The 17553-nt window shown below is 67.3% G+C and carries 17 protein-coding genes and 2 pseudogenes; 10 read left to right on the top strand and 9 right to left on the bottom strand.

Annotated features, from left to right (window positions below):
- The first annotated feature begins 129 nt into the window (after window positions 1-129).
- Both OG225_RS18705 and OG225_RS18700 read left to right on the top strand, forming a co-directional pair.
- Window positions 130-699: a hemerythrin domain-containing protein gene (locus OG225_RS18705; protein ID WP_405182843.1), complete on the top strand. Its 570-nt coding sequence runs from the start codon at window positions 130-132 to the stop codon at window positions 697-699.
- Window positions 700-784: 85 nt separating this feature from the next.
- On the top strand, window positions 785-991 hold the full coding sequence (locus OG225_RS18700) for a Dabb family protein (protein WP_405183297.1): 207 nt from the start codon (window positions 785-787) through the stop codon (window positions 989-991).
- Window positions 992-1093: 102 nt separating this feature from the next.
- On the opposite strand, the pseudogene OG225_RS18695 reads toward OG225_RS18700, so the two are convergent.
- The 3 genes and pseudogenes from OG225_RS18695 to OG225_RS18685 form a co-directional block, all read right to left on the bottom strand.
- Window positions 1094-2398, bottom strand: a pseudogene (locus tag OG225_RS18695) (aldehyde dehydrogenase family protein); the annotation flags it as partial.
- A 321-nt stretch (window positions 2399-2719) separates the two neighbouring features.
- Window positions 2720-3991 (bottom strand): acyl-CoA dehydrogenase family protein, encoded by a 1272-nt coding sequence (locus OG225_RS18690; RefSeq protein ID WP_405182842.1) that lies wholly within the window; start codon window positions 3989-3991, stop codon window positions 2720-2722.
- A complete protein-coding gene (locus OG225_RS18685; protein WP_405182841.1) occupies window positions 3988-4443 on the bottom strand; it encodes a flavin reductase family protein in 456 nt (151 codons plus the stop codon). Before OG225_RS18685 ends, OG225_RS18690 begins: the two co-directional genes overlap by 4 nt.
- 125 nt (window positions 4444-4568) lie before the next feature.
- Here OG225_RS18685 and OG225_RS18680 point away from each other — a divergent pair, with 125 nt between their 5' ends.
- Complete coding sequence (locus OG225_RS18680; protein ID WP_405182840.1) at window positions 4569-5354, top strand: IclR family transcriptional regulator; 786 nt, start codon at window positions 4569-4571, stop codon at window positions 5352-5354.
- Window positions 5355-5357: 3 nt separating this feature from the next.
- Here the strand turns inward: OG225_RS18680 and OG225_RS18675 are convergent, their stop codons facing one another.
- Both OG225_RS18675 and OG225_RS18670 read right to left on the bottom strand, forming a co-directional pair.
- Complete coding sequence (locus OG225_RS18675; protein ID WP_405182839.1) at window positions 5358-5672, bottom strand: hypothetical protein; 315 nt, start codon at window positions 5670-5672, stop codon at window positions 5358-5360.
- A 54-nt stretch (window positions 5673-5726) separates the two neighbouring features.
- Window positions 5727-6632: an aminoglycoside phosphotransferase family protein gene (locus OG225_RS18670; protein WP_405182838.1), complete on the bottom strand. Its 906-nt coding sequence runs from the start codon at window positions 6630-6632 to the stop codon at window positions 5727-5729.
- A 196-nt stretch (window positions 6633-6828) separates the two neighbouring features.
- On the opposite strand from OG225_RS18670, the gene OG225_RS18665 reads away from it, so the two are divergent.
- A complete protein-coding gene (locus tag OG225_RS18665) occupies window positions 6829-7494 on the top strand; it encodes a class I SAM-dependent methyltransferase (RefSeq protein WP_405182837.1) in 666 nt (221 codons plus the stop codon).
- A 37-nt stretch (window positions 7495-7531) separates the two neighbouring features.
- Here the strand turns inward: OG225_RS18665 and OG225_RS18660 are convergent, their stop codons facing one another.
- A complete protein-coding gene (locus OG225_RS18660; protein WP_405182836.1) occupies window positions 7532-9439 on the bottom strand; it encodes an AMP-dependent synthetase/ligase in 1908 nt (635 codons plus the stop codon).
- A gap of 451 nt (window positions 9440-9890) precedes the next feature.
- Here OG225_RS18660 and OG225_RS18655 point away from each other — a divergent pair, with 451 nt between their 5' ends.
- From OG225_RS18655 to OG225_RS18635, 5 genes and pseudogenes are all read left to right on the top strand, one after another.
- The gene (locus tag OG225_RS18655) at window positions 9891-10628 is read left to right on the top strand and encodes an SDR family oxidoreductase (protein WP_405182835.1); all 738 of its coding nucleotides are present in this window, start codon (window positions 9891-9893) and stop codon (window positions 10626-10628) included.
- 129 nt (window positions 10629-10757) lie between these two features.
- Window positions 10758-11327: pseudogene (locus tag OG225_RS18650) on the top strand (hypothetical protein); the annotation flags it as partial.
- A gap of 155 nt (window positions 11328-11482) precedes the next feature.
- Window positions 11483-11779 (top strand): hypothetical protein, encoded by a 297-nt coding sequence (locus OG225_RS18645; protein WP_405182834.1) that lies wholly within the window; start codon window positions 11483-11485, stop codon window positions 11777-11779.
- 455 nt (window positions 11780-12234) lie between these two features.
- Window positions 12235-13071 (top strand): carbonic anhydrase, encoded by an 837-nt coding sequence (locus OG225_RS18640; protein WP_405182833.1) that lies wholly within the window; start codon window positions 12235-12237, stop codon window positions 13069-13071.
- Between the two features lie 97 nt (window positions 13072-13168).
- Window positions 13169-13504, top strand: a complete 336-nt coding sequence (locus OG225_RS18635) for a YdcF family protein (protein ID WP_405182832.1) — start codon at window positions 13169-13171, stop codon at window positions 13502-13504.
- 25 nt (window positions 13505-13529) lie between these two features.
- Here the strand turns inward: OG225_RS18635 and OG225_RS18630 are convergent, their stop codons facing one another.
- The 3 genes from OG225_RS18630 to OG225_RS18620 form a co-directional block, all read right to left on the bottom strand.
- Entirely contained in the window at window positions 13530-14186 is a 657-nt protein-coding gene (locus OG225_RS18630) for a TetR family transcriptional regulator (RefSeq protein WP_405182831.1), read from the bottom strand.
- A gap of 276 nt (window positions 14187-14462) precedes the next feature.
- Window positions 14463-15803, bottom strand: coding sequence for a sensor histidine kinase (locus tag OG225_RS18625; protein WP_405182830.1), 1341 nt, complete (start codon window positions 15801-15803; stop codon window positions 14463-14465).
- 15 nt (window positions 15804-15818) lie between these two features.
- Window positions 15819-16535, bottom strand: coding sequence for a response regulator transcription factor (locus tag OG225_RS18620; RefSeq protein ID WP_405182829.1), 717 nt, complete (start codon window positions 16533-16535; stop codon window positions 15819-15821).
- A 163-nt stretch (window positions 16536-16698) separates the two neighbouring features.
- On the opposite strand from OG225_RS18620, the gene OG225_RS18615 reads away from it, so the two are divergent.
- Window positions 16699-17505, top strand: a complete 807-nt coding sequence (locus tag OG225_RS18615) for a hypothetical protein (RefSeq protein ID WP_405182828.1) — start codon at window positions 16699-16701, stop codon at window positions 17503-17505.
- Window positions 17506-17553 lie beyond the last annotated feature (48 nt).

Here is a 17553-nt window from a genome sequence, read left to right as displayed (position 1 = left end):
GTGCTGTGGGCGGTGCGGCAGCCGTGCTTCTACTCACCGATGCGTTATCGTCGCCCCCCGAAGGGTATGCCGGGTAGGTAAGTCACCGACGTTCATCGCTCACCTGAAACACGTTGTCAGGGAGGAATTGTGGACATCACCGAACTGATTCTCGACGACCACCACGAGCAACGGCGGCTGTTCGCGATCCTGGAGCAGATCGATCGTTCGGAGGTCGCCGTGCTTTCCGTAATCTGGGACAGACTGGCGGCCTTCCTCGAACTGCACGCGCAGGCGGAGGAGGAGATCTTCTACCCGGCGCTGCTTCAGGTCGGCATTGCCGCCCGGCGCAAGAGCGGCGTGGAGGACGAGACACTCGACGCCATCGGCGACCACAACGACATCAGGGACGCGATCGCCGAGGTAGCGCGTCATCGGACCGGTACCGACGACTGGTATGCGGCTGTGGCAGCGGCGAATGCGGCGAACAGTGACCACATGGGCGAGGAAGAGCGCGAGGGTCTCACCGACTTCCGCCGCTTGGCGAGCCTGGACCGCCGCCACCGGTTGGCGGTCACCTTCGCCGCCTACGAGGCGCGCAATTACGCGGGCGTCCGGCCCGTTGACAAGGATCCCGTCGGCTACGTCCGTGCGGAAGAGAAGAAGTTGCGCACCGACACCGGCGGTTCGCTGAGTGTCGGCACCATGAAGCGGAACTGATCCGGCGGACGGGATCGAGCACGCCGCCTGGCGCCCGACGATCAACAGGTCCGACGCCTTCGAGGCCAAGCGCAAACTGCTGGCGATGGCGCGGTCGGTACCCGAGATCAGCACCATCGCCATCGAACTCGACGAGGCGGGCACGGAAGTGTCCTACGACCTGTGCATGACCACGGTGCACGATTCCGCCGAGGCGCTGCGCGGATATCAGGCCCACCCCGCGCACCTCGAACTCGCGGCCTGGCTGGTGCCGCGCCTGGCCGATCGCGCCGTGGTCGACTACCGGCGCTGACCGCGTGCGCCCGGTTCCGCCCGCCGGATAGGCATTGGCCGCCGCCCCCGTCCCGTCCCGCCGGAATGCCGCCGGTGCGTGCCGTACGACGGTTTGCGCGTACTCGCGCAACCCTTCTTCGGCGTATTCGCGCCCGAATCCACTGCCCTTGATCCCGCCGAACGGCGCGCGTAGCGACATACCGGTGCGATTGTGCGTATTGACGAAGGTGAAACCCGCCTCGACGCGCGCGGCGACGGCGAAGGCCCGATCCTCGTCGGCCGACCACACCGACGCGCCGAGTCCGAGTTCGCCGTCGTTGGCGCGGGTGAGGGCCTCGTCTTCGCTGTCATAGGTGAGCACGGGCAACGCGGGGCCGAACTGTTCGAGCCGGACCAGGTCGGCATCATCGGATAAGCCGAGAACCAGTGTGGGAGTGAGGAAATAGCCATCACCGTCGGGTACGGACGCCAAGGGGACCAGCTGCCCGCCGCGCCGCGCCGCATCGGCGAGCAGTCCGCTCACCCGTTCCGCCGCACCGCGCGTGACCACCGGCCCCATGGTGACCTCCTCCGACGTCGGATCACCTACACGCAGAATGCGTGCTGCCGCCGCCCGATAGGAATGCACGAATTCGTCACCGCGTGCGCGCGGCACGTAGAGGCGTTTGGCCGCCATGCAGACCTGGCCCGCCGTCGCGAACGACGCCAGCACGAACCGTTCGTAATCGGCGTCTGTCAGGGCGAAATCGTCGAGGAATATCGCCGGATCGTTTCCTCCGAGTTCCAGCAGGATCGGCGTCAGTGCCCGCCTCGCCGCGGCGGCGATATCGCGCCCCGCGGCCGCACCCCCGGTGAACGCGATCTTGCGGACCGATTCGTGCTCGACGAGCGCGAGCACGGTGTCGGGACCGCCGGGCACGACGGTGGTCTCGGGCAGGAGTGCCGCCACCGCCGACACGGTCAGCGGGGCCAGCGGCGACGGTTTGAGGACGACGGTATTCCCCGCCGCCAGCGCCGGGGCCACCTTGAGCATGGACAGGATGATCGGCGCGTTCCACGGGGTGATCGCGACGACGACCCCGTACGGCCGCGCCACCAGATCCAGACGGCCCTGGTCGTCGTCGAACATCGAACCGGCCAGTACCGCAGGAGCTTTCGCGCACACCCAGCGCAGATAGGTGACCGCGAAACCGATCTCGCCCCGGCAGTCGGCCACCGGTTTGCCCGACTCGCGCGCGAGCAGCAGCGCCAACTCGGGAATGCGGGAGGCGATCACGTCGGCGGCTTCGCCCAGCACGACCAGCCGCTCGGCCATCGGACGGCGTGACCACACGCGGAAACCCTCGTGCGCATCTCGCACAACGGCCGCCACCGCCGCCGGTTCGGTGACCGGCACCGATCCGACTCCGAACCTGTTGTGCGGCAAGGCGGAACGATCCGGAGACGATCACGCCGAGCGGTGCGGTCTGGCTCAACGGCACCCCGGTGCTCACCGCGTCGAGCGCGGCGATCGCGTCCAGTTCCGGTTCCAGTGCGTCGGCGATGGCATCGAGCATGTCGGGGTCGATCCGCCCACGCGCCGCCGCGACCACTTCGAGACTGCGCTCGACCCGCGCGGGCGTACTACCCACCGCGCGGACCGTCGTCGCGCCGGTGGCCGGATCTTCCAGGTCGAAGCCGAGATCGATCGTCGCATCGCCCCATTCGCCGTCGACGAAATCCATGATCGGCGTCAGTCGTGTGTCCATCACCCCACCTCGGCCGGTGCGGTGGCGAACAGTTCGTTGGCTTTCGCCTCGGTCGCGATCTCGGCGACCTCGAGCATGCCGCGTTCGGCGGGAAAGGTCATGACCAGGCCCATCGCGAGATCGCGCAGCGCGCGCCCGGCCGAACCCTGCATCGATGCCGCGGAGGTGCCGCCCGCCTTGAGCGCCCCGAGTGCCACATGGAAACACGCCTCGGTGACCGAGCCTTTGCCCAGGCGCCACTGGGTGAAGACATCCTGCTTCGACTTGAACGCCGGCTCGGCGGTCTCGACCATGAGCTGATAGCGCTGCCACAGGTAGGCGGTCTGCAATTGCGGGGTCATCTCGCCGAACAGCACCTGGTGCACCGGTGAGGACGCCACCGGATTTCCGGTGTCGGCGAAGGTTTTCGAGGTGGCGGCGGCCAATGCCTCGTCGTAGACGTTCTGCGCGCAGCCGGTGTACACCGCCGCGATCGCGAGCTGATTCCCGACGAAACTGCCCCGGCTCCTGGTGAGCATCTTGGGAAACGCGCCCGGCACCCCGAGCGCCTCGTCGTCGGCGATGAACACATCGGTGAGCCGGATGCCGTTGTTGGCCGTTGCCCGCATGCCGAGCCCGTTCCACGGCGCGCGCACGCTCACCCCCGGCGCGTCGCGCGGAACGAAGAACGTCGCGATTCCGTCGGCGGTGTCGTGGCCGTCGAGTTTGGCCGAGGTGAGGTAGTAGTCGGCGACGCCGGTCGCGCAGCCGAACGACTTCTCGCCGTTGAGAATCCAGCCGCCGTCGACCTTGCTCGCGGTGGTGGCGATGGTGATGTTGGCCGCTTCGGTCTTCACCGATTCGGAGGCGAAATTGGCCAGCCACACCCCGTCGGCCATACGGGTGAGGACCTTCTCCGCGAATGCCCGCACCACCGGTATCTCGTCCGCGTCGAACAGTCCGGCGTCGATCGCCTCCAGCGGTAACAGGCCGCGCGAGGCGCTGGTGTTGTGGAAGAAGTACGCCAGCGCGGTCGAGGGACAGGCGGTGCCCATCGCGTAGGTGGCGGCGGCCAGGTCGCGCAGTCCGCCGCCGAGTCCGCCGAATTTCTCCGGCACGACCAGGCCGAGCAGGCCCGCGTCGCGCAGCAGATCGACGTGGCCCGCCGGGAAGGTTCCCGTGGTGTCGGCGTGGTCGGCCGCCGCGCGCAACACGGGCAGGATCGAATCCACCCGCCGCGCGCGGTCGCGTTCGTCCGCGGTCATATCTTCGACAAGTCGTTCACCGATCATCTGACGAGTCCCTCGTAGTAGGTGCGGGCGTGGTAGAGCAGGGGAGCGGCTGACCGCGGCGTCGCCGCGTCCTGCACCGATCCGAGCAGTATGGTGTGATCACCGGCCGGATGACAGGCTGTGACGACGCAGTCCAGCCAGGCCAGCGAATCGGCCAGCACGGGGGATCCGGTCCAGGCGGTATCCCAGTCGCCGTTCGCGAAACGGTCGCTGATATCCCGGTGATCGTGGCCGAGCATATTCACGGCGAAGACGCCGCTGCGCCGGATCATCCGGTACGTGGAGCCCGCCGAGGCCAGGCAGACCGAGATCAGCGGCGGGTCGACGGCGACGCTGCTGAACGAACTGGCCGTCGTGCCGTATCTGCGGCCGTCACCGTTGCCGGCCGTGGTCACCACGGTGACGCCGCTGGCCCATTGCGCCGGGACCGCCCGGAAGAATGGGGGATCCACCGCGTATCTCGTTTCGTTGGTCGAAACGCTGTCTCCCACAACGTAACGCTAGGTCTCGGTTCGTGCAAGGGGAACGGGTGTGTCGTCCGTTTCCCATAGGGAAATTTCCTGCTTACACTGGCCGAGTGGCAGTCAGTGAACCCGAAAGTCCCAGTCGATCCATCGCCGCCGTCGAGCGCGCCATGGACGTCCTGCTGCTGTTCGGCCGCTCCGGTCGCGCCGACCTCGGCGTCACCGAGATCGCCACCGAACTCGGCATCACCAAGGCGGCTGTCCATCGCATCCTCACCGCGCTACGCAACCGCGACCTGATCGCGTTCGAACCGTCCACGCGGCGCTACACCCTCGGCCACGCCGCCATCGCGCTCGGCCGGGCGTACATGGCGCGCACCGATTTACGCATCATGGCCGCGCCCGAGTTGCGTCGCCTGGCGTCGCTGACCGGCGAGACGGTGACGTTGTCGATCCGCCGCGGTGACACGAGAATGTACGTCGACCAGGTGGTGCCCGATCACGAACTGCGCGTGGAAGTGTCTCTGGGCGTTCCGTATCCGCTCTACGCGGGCAGTTCGTCGAAAGTGATCCTGGCCTACCTCGGCAAACAGGACATCGACGATTACCTGCGCAGGCAGGACCTGGTCGCCTTCACCGACGACACGATCACCAGCCGCACCGCCCTGCGCGCCGAACTGACCGCGACCCGCAAACGCGGATACGCGATCTCGCTCGGCGAACGCCAGATCGGCGTGGCCTCCATCGCCGCTCCCATCCTCGATCACGACGGCGGCGTCATGGCGGCCATCAGCGTCTGCGCCCCGCTGTCGCGCTTCGAGCCCCGCATCGACGAATTCGTCCCGATCCTGCTCAAATCCGGTCGTGCCATATCGGCGCAATTGGGTTACGCGGGTTGATATTCAGAGGTTCGCGCCGGGTTTGAGCACGCCGAGCGCGGCGGCGGCGAGCACACTGCCCCAGATCGTCCAGACGTAGGGCAGGCAGCCGTCGACGCTGCGCCGGATGGCGCGTTCAACCTCGTCGGTCGAGCCGGTCGTCATCAGCGCGCCGAACGCGGGGCCGAAGGGGCGCAACGTCATTCGGATGCCGAGTCCGGCGGCGATGGACGCCGAGTACAGTAGGATCTTCGCGCCGAGCCAGCGCGGCTCGGTGGTGACGCCGAACGGTTCGTCGACCGCGACGGTGTAGAGGCCGCACGCGGTGAGCGCGAACACCACCGCGTACCTGATCCCGACGCGTACCGCGAGCGCGGGGTCGCGCCCGAGGACTCAGCGAGATCGCAGAAGTCGGCGCGCCACCTCCAGGTGATCCGGCACGAGCGGCCGCCCGTCCTCGATCTCCCACAGGCAGTTCTGGAGTACCCGCCCCAACGTCCACGCCTTCGCTCGCGCCCGGTCGAGCCCGATGATCTCGGTCATCGCGTCGAAGCGCCAGAGCACGTCCTCGGGAGCGAAACTGTTGTCGATCGCGGGCATCAGATCGAATCCGGGATCGCCAGCCAGTGGTTTCGGATCGATGGCGAGCCATGGTTCGCGATCGCCCGCCAGGACGTTCTCGAAGTGCAGATCCCAGTGCAGCAGCCGATCACCGGCGTCGTCCATCACTTCGCGCACCGCGCTACCACATGATTCGAGCAGGTGGCGCGCGTCGGGGTCGTCGACGGCGGTCAACGCCGTCGGCAGGTCCGCCACCATCCGACGTGCGATGTCGCCGAGTCGACGCGTTCCCGGCGGTGCCTGGACCGAGGTGAGTCGTGCGAGCAATTCGGCGATGATCAGCACGGCCCGACGGGTATCCGCCGCTCCTCTCGCCGCGATCGTCGACAACATCCGTGCGGCGTCGAGGCGTTCGAGCAGCAACGTGCCGGTCTCCTCGTCGTGGTCCAGGAGCCGGACCGCTCCGTCGCCGTCCCACACCCGCAGCGCGATCGGCTCGCCCTCGCTCTCCTCGTCGCGGTGCTGGAATTTGATCGCCGCGCGGGTACCGTCCGGGCGCACCACCGGCAATACGAGCGCGGCCATTCCGTGCATCGGGCCACCGTCGACCCGCAATTCCCAGCGCCGGAGAAATTCGTCCATCCGTTCCGGCAGCGCCGCGATGAAGGCCTGACCACCCGCCCCGGCATAGGTGAACTGGGACTCGATCAATCCGCGCGGAATGGGTATGTCGACCACGCAGGCACCCTACCGAGCCGATGATCACCGCCACCGCCACCGCCACCGCCACCGACATAGGCACCGGAACCGCGACCGCAATCGGAACCGCGAACGGATCCCGAGCGGGTGCGGTGGATAATCGGGTGCACGGGAAGACCGAGATCCGCGAATGCGCGTCCGGCGATTCGGCGGCGGTGTCGGTCGGAGAGGTCGGATGTCCGAGCAACCGGGAGCCTTCGCGGACGACCCGTTCGACGATCGCACTCCCACCGGTCACGAACGCATGACCGGCCTGCCCTGGGACGCCTCCTATCGCGACGGTCCCGCGCCGTGGGATATCGGCGGCCCGCAACCCGCCGTGGTACGGATCGCGTCGGACGGCGGATTCACCGGCGCCGTCCTCGACGCGGGCTGCGGCACCGGCGCGAACGCCCTGCACCTGGCCGCCTCGGGACTGTCGGTGCTCGGCGTCGACGTCGCCGAAACCGCCTCGGCGATGGCGCGCGAACAGGCCGAAAGTCGAGGCATCACAGTCGAATTCGCGACCGCCGACGCGTTCGCGTTGCACCGGCTCGGCCGCACCTTCGACACCGTCCTGGACTCCGGACTGTTCCACACCTTCGGCGCGGACGAGCGCGCACCGTATGCGGACAGCCTGGCCGCGGTGACCGAACCGGGCGCCACGCTGTACGTGCTGTGCTTCAGCGACGAGGGCCCCGAGACCGGCCCGCACCCGGTCCGACGCGACGAGCTCGACACCGCCTTCGCCCCGGACCGAGGCTGGAAAGTCGTCACGATCGAACGCGACCGGATCCACACGAGATTCCACGACAACGGCGCACCCGCCTGGCTCGCCGCGATCACCCGCGTATCGAGGTGACCGAGGACCGGCGTGGCCCGTAGCAGTACGAACGGTGCTAGCGCCAATTGTGACGCCTGACGCGACGCGGCGGCGTCGGAATCGACTGTCGTACGGCGACATCGACGACTCCCGGTGCGAGCGGATCCGAATAGAGCGATTCGATCGAGGCGGCGTAATTGCGCTCGACCACGTAGCGGCGCAGCGACATCTTCGGGGTGAGTTCCTCGTCGCCGGGAGTCCAGGCGTGGTCGAGCAGGATGAACCGCTTCACCTGTTCCGGGCGTGACACCGTGGCGTTGCCGTCGCGGACCGCGGCCACGACCTTCTCGCGGATTCCGGGTCGGTGGACGAGGATGTCGATATCGGCGGCGAGCACGCCCGCGGCGGCCGAGTCCGCCGCGATGGCGTCCGGGTCGAGGGTGATCAGCGCGGTCAGATACGGTCTGGCCTCGCCGATGACCATGACGTGTCCGATCAGGAAGGACGCGGCCTTGATCGCGTTCTCGATGGCGGCGGGCGCGATGTTCTTTCCCGCGTCGTTGATGATCATCTCGCTCTTGCGCCCGACGACGAACAGGTTCCCCGCGGTGTCGACGGATCCGAGATCTCCTGTGGCGAGCCAATTCCCGGCGCGGAACGCGCGTGCGGTGGTCTCGGGATCGCGGTGGTATCCGAGCATGACCATGGGTCCGCGAACCATGATCTCGCCGTCGGCGGCCAGGGCGATCTCGGTCCCGTGCACGGGTCGGCCGACGCTGCCGAAGGCCGGATCGTCCAGTGTCGTGGTCGTGCTGACCCCGGCCGCCTCCGACAGGCCCCACACCTGGGTCAGCCGGATGCCCAGACCCGCGAAATACGCGAGCAGATCCGCCGACACCGGGGCGGCCCCCGATGCCGCGAACCGAATGCAGTCCATACCCAACTGTCGCCGGACCCGCGACAACACCAGGGCATCGGCGATCCGGCGGCGGACCGGCAGCCGCCGGTAACGCGGCACACGGCGGGTTTCCGCGTCCGCGGCGCGGCGACCGATCTCGAATGCCCAGAGGGCGAGTGCTTTCCTGGCGTGACTCGGTTCGGCATCGATACGCGATTCGATCGCGGCGCGCGCCTTCTGCCAGACCCTCGGCACACCGAAGAGCACCGTGGGGCGCACTTCCGGGAGGACGGCGGCCATCAGGTGCGGGTCGGCGACCGAAGTCACCTGGATACCCCGCACCATTCCGGCGTAGTGCGCGGTGATGCGGTCGGCGATATGTGCCGCGGGCAGATAGGACACGATCCGATCGCCGTGCTCGGCGGGCAGGTGTTCGCCGAGGCCGACGAGCTGGGCGAGGATATTGCCGTGAGTCAGCTCGACACCTTTGGGCGGGCCCGTCGTTCCCGAGGTGTAGCTGATGGTGGCCAGGTCGTCGGGGCGGACCTCACGCCAGCGTGCCTCGAAATCGAAATCGGGGGCCGACATGCGCACCAGTTGCGCGAGTGACATGACGCCGGGCGAGAGCCCGTCCACGCAGACGATGTGGTCGAAGGCGACACCGGACTGGAGCAGCCTCGGCAGGAACTGCTGTTCGGTGATCATGATCCGGTTGCCCGCGTTCGCGCAGATGTAGGCGATCTGCGCGGGCGGCAGCGTGTTGTAGATCGAGAACGGGGTGGCCCCGACGTGGAGTGCGGCGGTGTCGACGAGGTGGAATTCGGGCCGATTGGTCAGCATGATGCCCACGGTGTCGCCGAAGCGGATGTCGAGCGCGGCCAGGCCCGCCGTGATCCGCCGGACCTCGCGCGCGTATTCCCGCCAGCTGTATTCCCTGCCGCCGCTCACCCGCAGCGCGATCGCCTCCGGCCGCACCGACTGCGTGGCCTGGAAGGCCTCCGGGAGCGTGTAGACCGGGTAACCCAGGCTGTGCTGAAACGCGAAGAACCGCTCCCGACCGCGTATCGCACCCCTTCGTCCGATCAATCTTGAAGAAACAAAGAGTAACTTATCGACGGTCGTTCGGGACCTGAACGAACTCGAAAGCTCGATATATAGAGCATCTTGAGCGTTCTTCCGGTGTGTCATGTTGCCGCATGAGATTGGCGATCGTACTGTGAACGTCCATTAACTTACTGATCCGATGTCCAGATCGATGTTCGGGAGAGCCCCCGCTCTGCGTCGATCGGTTCCCGATGTGATCGCGGGTGCGACGGTCCGTGGGAAGGTCTCGAACCGGTCGCCATCCGGCAGACCCGTGGTGTCATCGATGGGCCGATGGGATGCTGTATCGGCAGCTGGTGGTCGACCGCTCGGGCCCGACGGCGAGTGAGAGCGGATTCGGTCCGAGTGGGCCACGAAAAGGACTTCCGACGTCAGCGCAACCGATCTCCACGAACCCCGGCGTGCCGGCGGCACGTCGTGAAAGGTGCGAATCATGAAGCTCACAGTCATCGGCGGTACCGGACGAATCGGCTCCCAGGTGGTGCGGAAGTTGACCGAGGCCGGGCACCAGGCGGTCCCCGCGGCGCCGTCCACGGGCGTGGACCTGATCACCGGAGAGGGGCTCGACCGGGCGCTGGCCGGCGCGGATGTCGTGATCGACCTGGCCAATTCGCCGACATTCGACGAGGCCTCCATCGACTTCTTCCGCACCTCGATGAACAATTTGCTCAGGGCGGGGGAGCGGGCCGGAGTCCGGCACCAGGTCGTCCTGTCGATCGTCGGGGTCGACCAGGTCCCCCAGCTCGACTACTACCGCGCCAAGACCATGCAGGAGGAACTGCTCAGACAGGGGCCGACCCCGTACTCCATCGTCCGCGCCACCCAATTCTTCGAATTCGTCGACGCGGTCATGGACTGGACCGCCGACGGCGACACCGTCCACCTGCCGACAACCCGCCTCCAGCCGATCGCCGCCGCCGACATCGTCGACGCGGTCATCGAGGTCGCGACGGGCGAGCCGCTGCTGGGAATCAGGAATGTCGCGGGCCCCGACGTCTTCTCCCTCGACGAACTCGGCCGGGTCACGCTGGCGGCGCACCACGACGCCCGGACCGTCGTCACCGACGACGAGGCCGGAATGTTCGCGGCCGTCACCGGCGACGTGCTGACCGCGGGCCCGGACGCCCACCTGGCGCCCACCCATTACCGGGACTGGCTCCAGAAAGTGTGAACGGGCGGAAGCGGTTTCCGGCGATCGGTCGACAAATGTCGCGGAGTGACAAATGAGACCGGATGTGTAAAGCTCGGAAACGCGAGCGGTGACCTACGTCACCGCTCGGCCTCGGCCGCATCGAGGCGGTCCGCCGATGTCTCGGTCTACGAATCCGCCGAGACCTGGCAGGCGCTGGGCATGTCGCTGCCCGAGGCGACACCCCGGGTGATCGAGATCGCCAAGATGTGGCTGAGCACCTTCCACGACGCCGTCCAGCGGATGGCGGTCACGCTCGGATACGAACTCGATGACGTGGAATTCTTCATCGAGCACGCGACCACCTCGGAAAAGGTCGATCTGGGCTGGTTCTGCATGGAGAAGTACACCATCGCCGCCATTCGTGCGGGCTGGAACGGCAAGGTGAACGGCAAGACCGTGGTGCAATCCAAGGTCGCCTGGTACCTCACCAAACAACTGAACGCCGACTGGGATTTCCTCGACGATCACTACCACGTCGTCATCAAGGGCGAACCCGAAGTCGACACCCGCATCCGCTTCATCCCGCCCGACACCTGGGGCAACCACGAGTGGGACACCATGACCGCGATGCCCGCGGTCAGTGCCGTGCTCGACGTCGCCGCCGCCCCGGCGGGAATCCTCGGCTTGAAGGACGTCGGCCTGGTCACCGCGCCCGCGGGGATCTGGCGGCACGACTGAGACGCCGATCGGTCGCCGGAACGTCGCCTCACGATGTTCCGGCGCCGCGTCCGATCGCGAATGGAGTAGCGGAATACCCTAGCTCGGCCTGTGCCCCGAACCGGACGATGGATACGCGCAAGAACAGCAATCACATCTCTGGTGAGGAGACCATCATGGCGCAAACTCCAGCTATTCACGTCGGTTCCGATACTCGGGCCAAGTCGCAAGCGGACGCTCGCCGGGACGCGGAATTCGCGATCCGGGAGACCGGCCTGGCGGTGACCTTCACGTCCGATCCGCATATCGGCGGTGCGGGCGACCTCGACGGATCCGGCGTCGCGGTACTGGTCACCTGCTTGCCGCAGGGGTCGAGGACCTTCATCGAGGTCGTCGGCGCCAGCGACAACAGCGCGGCGGCCGAACAGGCCCGCAACAGGATTCGCACGATCACGATGGGCCCGCCCAGCTGACGTCGTGCGGTCACCGCGGTGCGTACGACGAGATACTCGAACGCGAAAGCGTCGAGCTCGTGACCGATCGAACATTTCCCGGGAATTCGACGGGGCATTCCCGGATGGAGTTCGGGCCACAGGCGGACTGTGACCGTGGCCCGCCCTCGGTGGCCGCGCCGTCGTCGTCGCGGCCGCTCCATTCGCCCTCTGCGAGGACAGGATTCGGTATGCGGGGATCGGCTGTGATGTAGGTCGCCCTACGACCCTCTGTCGGAGACATAGCGCCCCGCGTTAATCTGGCTGCGGCGCGATCGCGAAACAGCTTGTTCCGCAGGCTCGTTCGCTCGATTTCGAGAATTCGACTCCGCGATCCGCGTCAGGTCACGCCGCGTGCCGTCCGTGCGCCTCGAGCTGTTCCGGCGCACACCACGACTCCGTGAAACGGCGACGCGCATCCTCACTAGGAGTCTCCGATGTCACTCCCGTCCAACACTTCCCCCGCCTCGGGCGGCTGTGCCGGGTTCACCCGCCGTCGCGCGCTCGTCGCGGCAGCCCTGCTGGCACTTCCCGGTTGCGGCGCCATCGGCCCGAGATCCGGCCCGGAGGTCGAGCGACATCCCGAAGCCGGTGCGCCTCACTGGGATTACGACGCCGACGGGCCCGTGCGCTGGCCGGTGATCGACGGCCGATACAGCGCCTGCGGCTCCGGCGCCAGGCAATCCCCGATCGACCTCGGCCATCCGACGCGCGTCGAGCCCGCCGAACACATCGATATCGAATACGGATCGGTTCCCTCGCTCGAGCTGGTCAACAACGGTCACACGATCCAAGCGAACCTGCCCGCAGGCACCGGCCGGCACATCGTCGTCGACGGACGACGTTTCGCCCTGAGCCAGTTCCACTTCCACGCACCGAGCGAGCACATCGTCGACGGAGTCGGCGCCGCCATGGAACTGCACCTGGTCCACGTCGCGGACAGTGGCGCGGTCGCCGTACTCGCGGTCCTGCTGGAAGTAGCGGGGCAGCGATCGGCCTTCGGCGAGGTACTGGCCGAGCTGCCACAGGTCGGGTCGACGCGCACCGTCGGCACCGTCGATCTGCGCACCGTCCTGCCGAGCGACCACGCCCAGTTCCGCTACGAAGGCTCGCTGACCACGCCACCGTGCACCGAAGGGGTGGCATGGACCGTCCTGCGTCACCCGGTCACGGTGACACCGGACGAACTCGACCGCTACCGGGTGCGATTCCCGCACACCAACCGCCCCGCCCAGGCGCTCAACGGGCGACCGGTAGTGCTCGCCGGAGGGTGACGACGCGCCGAAAAGCGAACCGACGGATCGGCTCTGACCGTCATGTCAAGCACCTGTCCGCTTTGCGACCCGAGCTGATCGACCGGCTCCGGGCAGGATGCCTGCAAGCCCTGCTCGCACCGCGTCGCCGATCATCGTCACCGGTGGCAACCCGCACAACGGCATCACCGAGGCGCGGGCGATGGCGGACTGGTTCGGCCGACAGTGCATTCCGGCCGATCGGGTGCATATCGAACCCGACGCCGACTCGACCCGGCAGAACGCCGAACACTCCGCGCGGTCGATGCACGAGCTCGGCGCCGACGACGCGGTGGTGGTCACCTCGGCCGATCACCTCGACCGTGCCGTCGAAACCTTCCACGCCGCAGGCGTCGACGTCATCGGAACGGTCACCTCCGACGTGATGCCGCAGTCGGCCGGGTCGCAGTTCTGAACCCGAGTCCTGGTGTCCGCGGCCGTCAGGGGGCGAACGGCGAATGGAACGAGGGACCGATCCCGAAAGTGGGGAAGTCCTCGGTGTGATCGTTCGCCGCCTCCTCGACGGGAGTGGTGAGAGGGACGTTGTCGCTCGTCATCCGCATGATGATCCGTTCCATCGCGGGCAGGATCTCGGCGCTGTCCAAATCGCCTGCGGCACAGCGACCGATGAGTGCGTAGGTCATATTGGTGAGCACGAGGCCGAGGTCGGCGGCGTAGTCGGGCTGAATTCCGGCGAAGATCTGGGCCGCGACGGGCAACACCGCTTCGAAACCCTTCGCGTCGAGGCGATGACCACCGGGGATCGACCGGGCCCGGAAATACGGTTCGAGCATGTGGGGATTGTGTTCCCAGGGCTCGAACACGTAGCGCAGCATCCGTATCAAACCCTCGGCCAGGGTCTCTTCCGGATGCGGCGGCGCCAGCTCACGATAGATATGGGCGTCCACCCATTCGGTGATCGCCGCGAGTACCAACTCGTCCCGATTCGGATACCTCTGATAGATGGTGCTCATCGAGACACGGGCGACACGCGCGACGTCACGCAACTGAAGGGCGTCGTAGCCGTCGGATTCCAGCAACGCCCACACGGCGTGGGTGATCCTGGTACCCGGATCCACGCTCACCTCACCCTCCATACCCCTACGATAACTGCGTTACCCGCAGGAGCGCAGATGGGTGGGCGCCATTCGGAGTCCAGGCGCCGCCGCGGAACAAGTTCGGGCAGTGCCGACTTCTGAAGGTCGAACACCGCCCGGAATCCATCTGGTGTCCGGAGGGGACTCGACCACTATGCCCACGACGGTCGCGGAGGGTATGACCGCCACGGCGCTACTTGGCGTCGTATCGTGCCTGCCCGGGTTGCGGTCATTGGCCACGAGCCCGTATCAGAGCCACGAGGCGGGTATCGATCCTCATAGCGGCTCGGCCTGTGTCGGGGGTATGGAGTTGTCGAGTTCGAATGTGAGTCGGGCGCCGCCGAGGTGGCTCGCGGTGAAATACGCTCGGCCGTCGTGGAGGTCGGCTTGTTGGGCGACCAGTGCCAGTCCGAGTCCCGATCCTTGTGGTGCGGCATTGCTGCCCCGGTAGAAGCGGTCGAAGACGAGGTCGCGTTCGTCGGTGGGGATGCCGGTGCCGTTGTCGTCGACGGTGAGGACGATGTGGCGGGCTTCGTGGCGGGCGGTGATCAGGACGGCGGTGGCGTTGCCGTGTTTGACCGCGTTGGTGATGGCGTTGTCCAGGACCGAGCGCAGACCGGATGGTAGTCCGAGGACCGGCATCGGTGGTTCGGTGCCGACGGTGATGCGGACCCCGGGGTGGTGGCGGGCGGCGTCGCGGGCCGCCTCGTCTGCCAGTTCGATCAGGTCGACGACGGTGTGTCGGGGCCGGCCGCGGGCCAATTCACCGGAGGCGAGCTGTTCCAGGGCGGTCAGGGTCGATTCGATACCACTCTGTTTTCGCAGGACATCGTCGATGATCTCGACGCGTTGTTCTCGTGGCAGATCGAGTCCGCGCATGACTTCCAGATCGGTTCGCATCGCGGTGAGCGGGGTGCGTAGTTCGTGGGCGGCGGTGGAGGCGAAGGTGCGGGCTGTTTGCAGGGCCGAGTGGGTCTGGTCCTGGGCGTGGTTGATCCGGCCGAGCATGTCACGCACCGCCGCCGACAACTCGGACGCTTCACGGACGCCGGTTCCGGTTCCGGTCAGGTCCGGGGTCGGGGGGCCGGTGCTGATGCGGTGGGTGAGATCGACCAGTGGCCGGACGGCGCGTCCGCCGAGTACCCAGCCGAGTCCGGTCGCGGTGAGGACCGCCGCGATACCGGTGGTCAGGACACGCTGTTGCTGGGTGCGGGTGATGGTATCGGCACGTGCGGTCGGGACCGCCAGCGAAATTGTCAGCGGGCCACCGATTCTACGGAGGATGGTTTCGGTTTTGACCCGGTATCGGGTGTCGCCCAGGGTTTTGGTGGCTCGCCCGTCCGACATCGGTGGCAGTTGCGTTGTGCTGGAGGCGATGACCGTCCCGCCTTCTCGCAGGGTCACCGCGAACGCTCCGGCGTCGCCGATTCTGCCGAGGAACAGTGCGGCGGTGTCGGCGTTGAGTTCGATGAGGTCGATCGCGGTGTCGAGTTCGTCGTCGAGGTGGTTGACGTTGTTGCGGGCGACGGCGTACGAGATCAGGGCCACCAGGGCGGCGACGATGACGAAGGCCCCCAGTCCTGTGGCCAGCGCGACTCGTGTGCGTAGTGACAGCATCGGAGACAGCCGACGTCAGCCTGCGCGCAGCACGTAGCCGATGCCGCGGACGGTATGGATCACTCGTGGCTCGCCGCCGGCTTCGAGTTTGCGACGCAGGTAGCCGACGAAAACATCGACCACGTTGGTGCCGGTGTCGAAGGTGTAGCCCCACACGTTCTCGAGGAGTTGTTCGCGCGATTGCACGACCTCGGGATCTGTCGCCAGCGCCGCCATCAGTTCGAACTCGCGCCGGGTGAGCTCGAGTTCCCTGTCCGCGCTCCACACTCGTCGTCCGGCGAAATCGATGCGAACGGCGCCGACGGTCAGCGGGTCGGTGCGGGTGGGCGTGGCCCGGTCCGCGCGGAAGCGGCGCAGCAGCGCTCGCAGGCGGGCGGTGAGCTCATCGAAGACGAACGGTTTGACCAGATAGTCATCGGCGCCGGCTTGCAGGCCCATGATCCGGTCATCGGGTGCGCTGTGGGCGCTGAGTACACAGATCGGGACGTCGTTGCCGCTCGCGCGCAGTGCCGTGATGACGGCCAGTCCGCTCAGTTTCGGCATCTGCATATCCAGCACGACGGCGTCGGGATCACGGTCGGTGCACGCGGTGATGGCCTGCGCGCCGTCGGCGGCGGTCAGCACCTCGAATCCGGACAATCCCAGGCCACGCCGCAGGGATTCGCGGACATTGAAGTCGTCGTCGACGACGAGGACTCGATACGTGGGGCGGGCAGCGGTTACCGGTGGCACGGCTTTTCCTCCCGGCGTGGTGACTGGGTAATCGGGGGCACCGTATCAGCATGGCTTGCCGATCCGGCGAGTGTCGGATCGGCGACGATGAGGAAACGGTGAGAGTCGTTGATTCGAGCTTCGTCCGGCCGTAGTCTGCGACGGTCCACATCTGGAGGTTCGCTTGGGGATTGTCGCCCGACGGGGCTACCTCGTCATCGCCGCGGCTGTCGCCATCGGTGGTGTCTCGTGTGCTCCTGAATCCGGTTCGGCTCCGCCGAATATCCGGGTCGAGATCCCGGACGATCCGGTGCTGACCGGGACGGTCACCGCGACCGGCGGCGGTGAACTCGTGATCGACATCGGTGTGGCGCGTCCAGTGGTCGTCGCGTTGGCCGGGATAGCGGCCACCGACTGTGGAGCGGGCAGCCGCGAGGCGTTCGACGCGGGGGTCGGCGAACTCGCGCCCGTCGATGCTCCGGTCGTGCTCGTGCGTTCAGGTGCGGCGGTGAAGCCCGGGTACGACCTCGCCGCCTTTGTCCATATAGGGACCGTCCGCGGTGTGGCAGCGGAAGATGTAGGCGTCAACGAGGCCCTGGTGCAATCCGGTCGGGCGCGCCTGGACCCCCCGCTGGACCGTGGGGCCGCGGCGGCACCGGTTCAAGACCAGATCGTCGCTCAGGCCGCGGCCCTGCCGTCACCGGACCGCGAATTCATCGGCGTACTCGCCGCGTCGGAGACCGAGGCGTGGCAGGGGCATACCGGCCCGATGGGGCGCTGCGCGAGCAGACAGGAAGAACTGGATCGCAGCCGTGTGCCCTCTGTCGTCGTCGCGCCGACCGCCGATTCCCTCCCGGCCGCTGAATATCCCGTCGCCCCAGCCGATCCCGTACCGGCGGCCGAAACGCCCGTGGCTCCGAATGTGCGTATCGAGGTCACCGTGCAACGTCCACCGCGTCCCCGCCCGTGTGAGCGAATCGGGCGATGCTGATCCAACTTGGCGACGGCCGGACCGACCACGCACACGTGGTCGGTCCGG

It is taken from the genome of Nocardia sp. NBC_01377 (assembly GCF_045040005.1).
Taxonomy (GTDB): Bacteria; Actinomycetota; Actinomycetes; order Mycobacteriales; family Mycobacteriaceae; genus Nocardia; species Nocardia noduli.
This window is presented reverse-complemented; position numbering and strand designations above follow the sequence as displayed.

What these genes read in the sequence shown, in the direction of transcription:
- OG225_RS18690 (WP_405182842.1), bottom strand. Translation starts at nt 3,991, where the DNA reads ATGATCGGTGAACGACTTGTCGAAGATATGACCGCGGACGAACGCGAC.
- OG225_RS18635 (WP_405182832.1), top strand. Translation starts at nt 13,169, where the DNA reads ATGCCTGCAAGCCCTGCTCGCACCGCGTCGCCGATCATCGTCACCGGT.
- OG225_RS18630 (WP_405182831.1), bottom strand. Translation starts at nt 14,186, where the DNA reads ATGGAGGGTGAGGTGAGCGTGGATCCGGGTACCAGGATCACCCACGCC.
- OG225_RS18665 (WP_405182837.1), top strand. Translation starts at nt 6,829, where the DNA reads ATGTCCGAGCAACCGGGAGCCTTCGCGGACGACCCGTTCGACGATCGC.
- OG225_RS18640 (WP_405182833.1), top strand. Translation starts at nt 12,235, where the DNA reads ATGTCACTCCCGTCCAACACTTCCCCCGCCTCGGGCGGCTGTGCCGGG.
- OG225_RS18655 (WP_405182835.1), top strand. Translation starts at nt 9,891, where the DNA reads ATGAAGCTCACAGTCATCGGCGGTACCGGACGAATCGGCTCCCAGGTG.
- OG225_RS18625 (WP_405182830.1), bottom strand. Translation starts at nt 15,803, where the DNA reads ATGCTGTCACTACGCACACGAGTCGCGCTGGCCACAGGACTGGGGGCC.
- OG225_RS18700 (WP_405183297.1), top strand. Translation starts at nt 785, where the DNA reads ATGGCGCGGTCGGTACCCGAGATCAGCACCATCGCCATCGAACTCGAC.
- OG225_RS18645 (WP_405182834.1), top strand. Translation starts at nt 11,483, where the DNA reads ATGGCGCAAACTCCAGCTATTCACGTCGGTTCCGATACTCGGGCCAAG.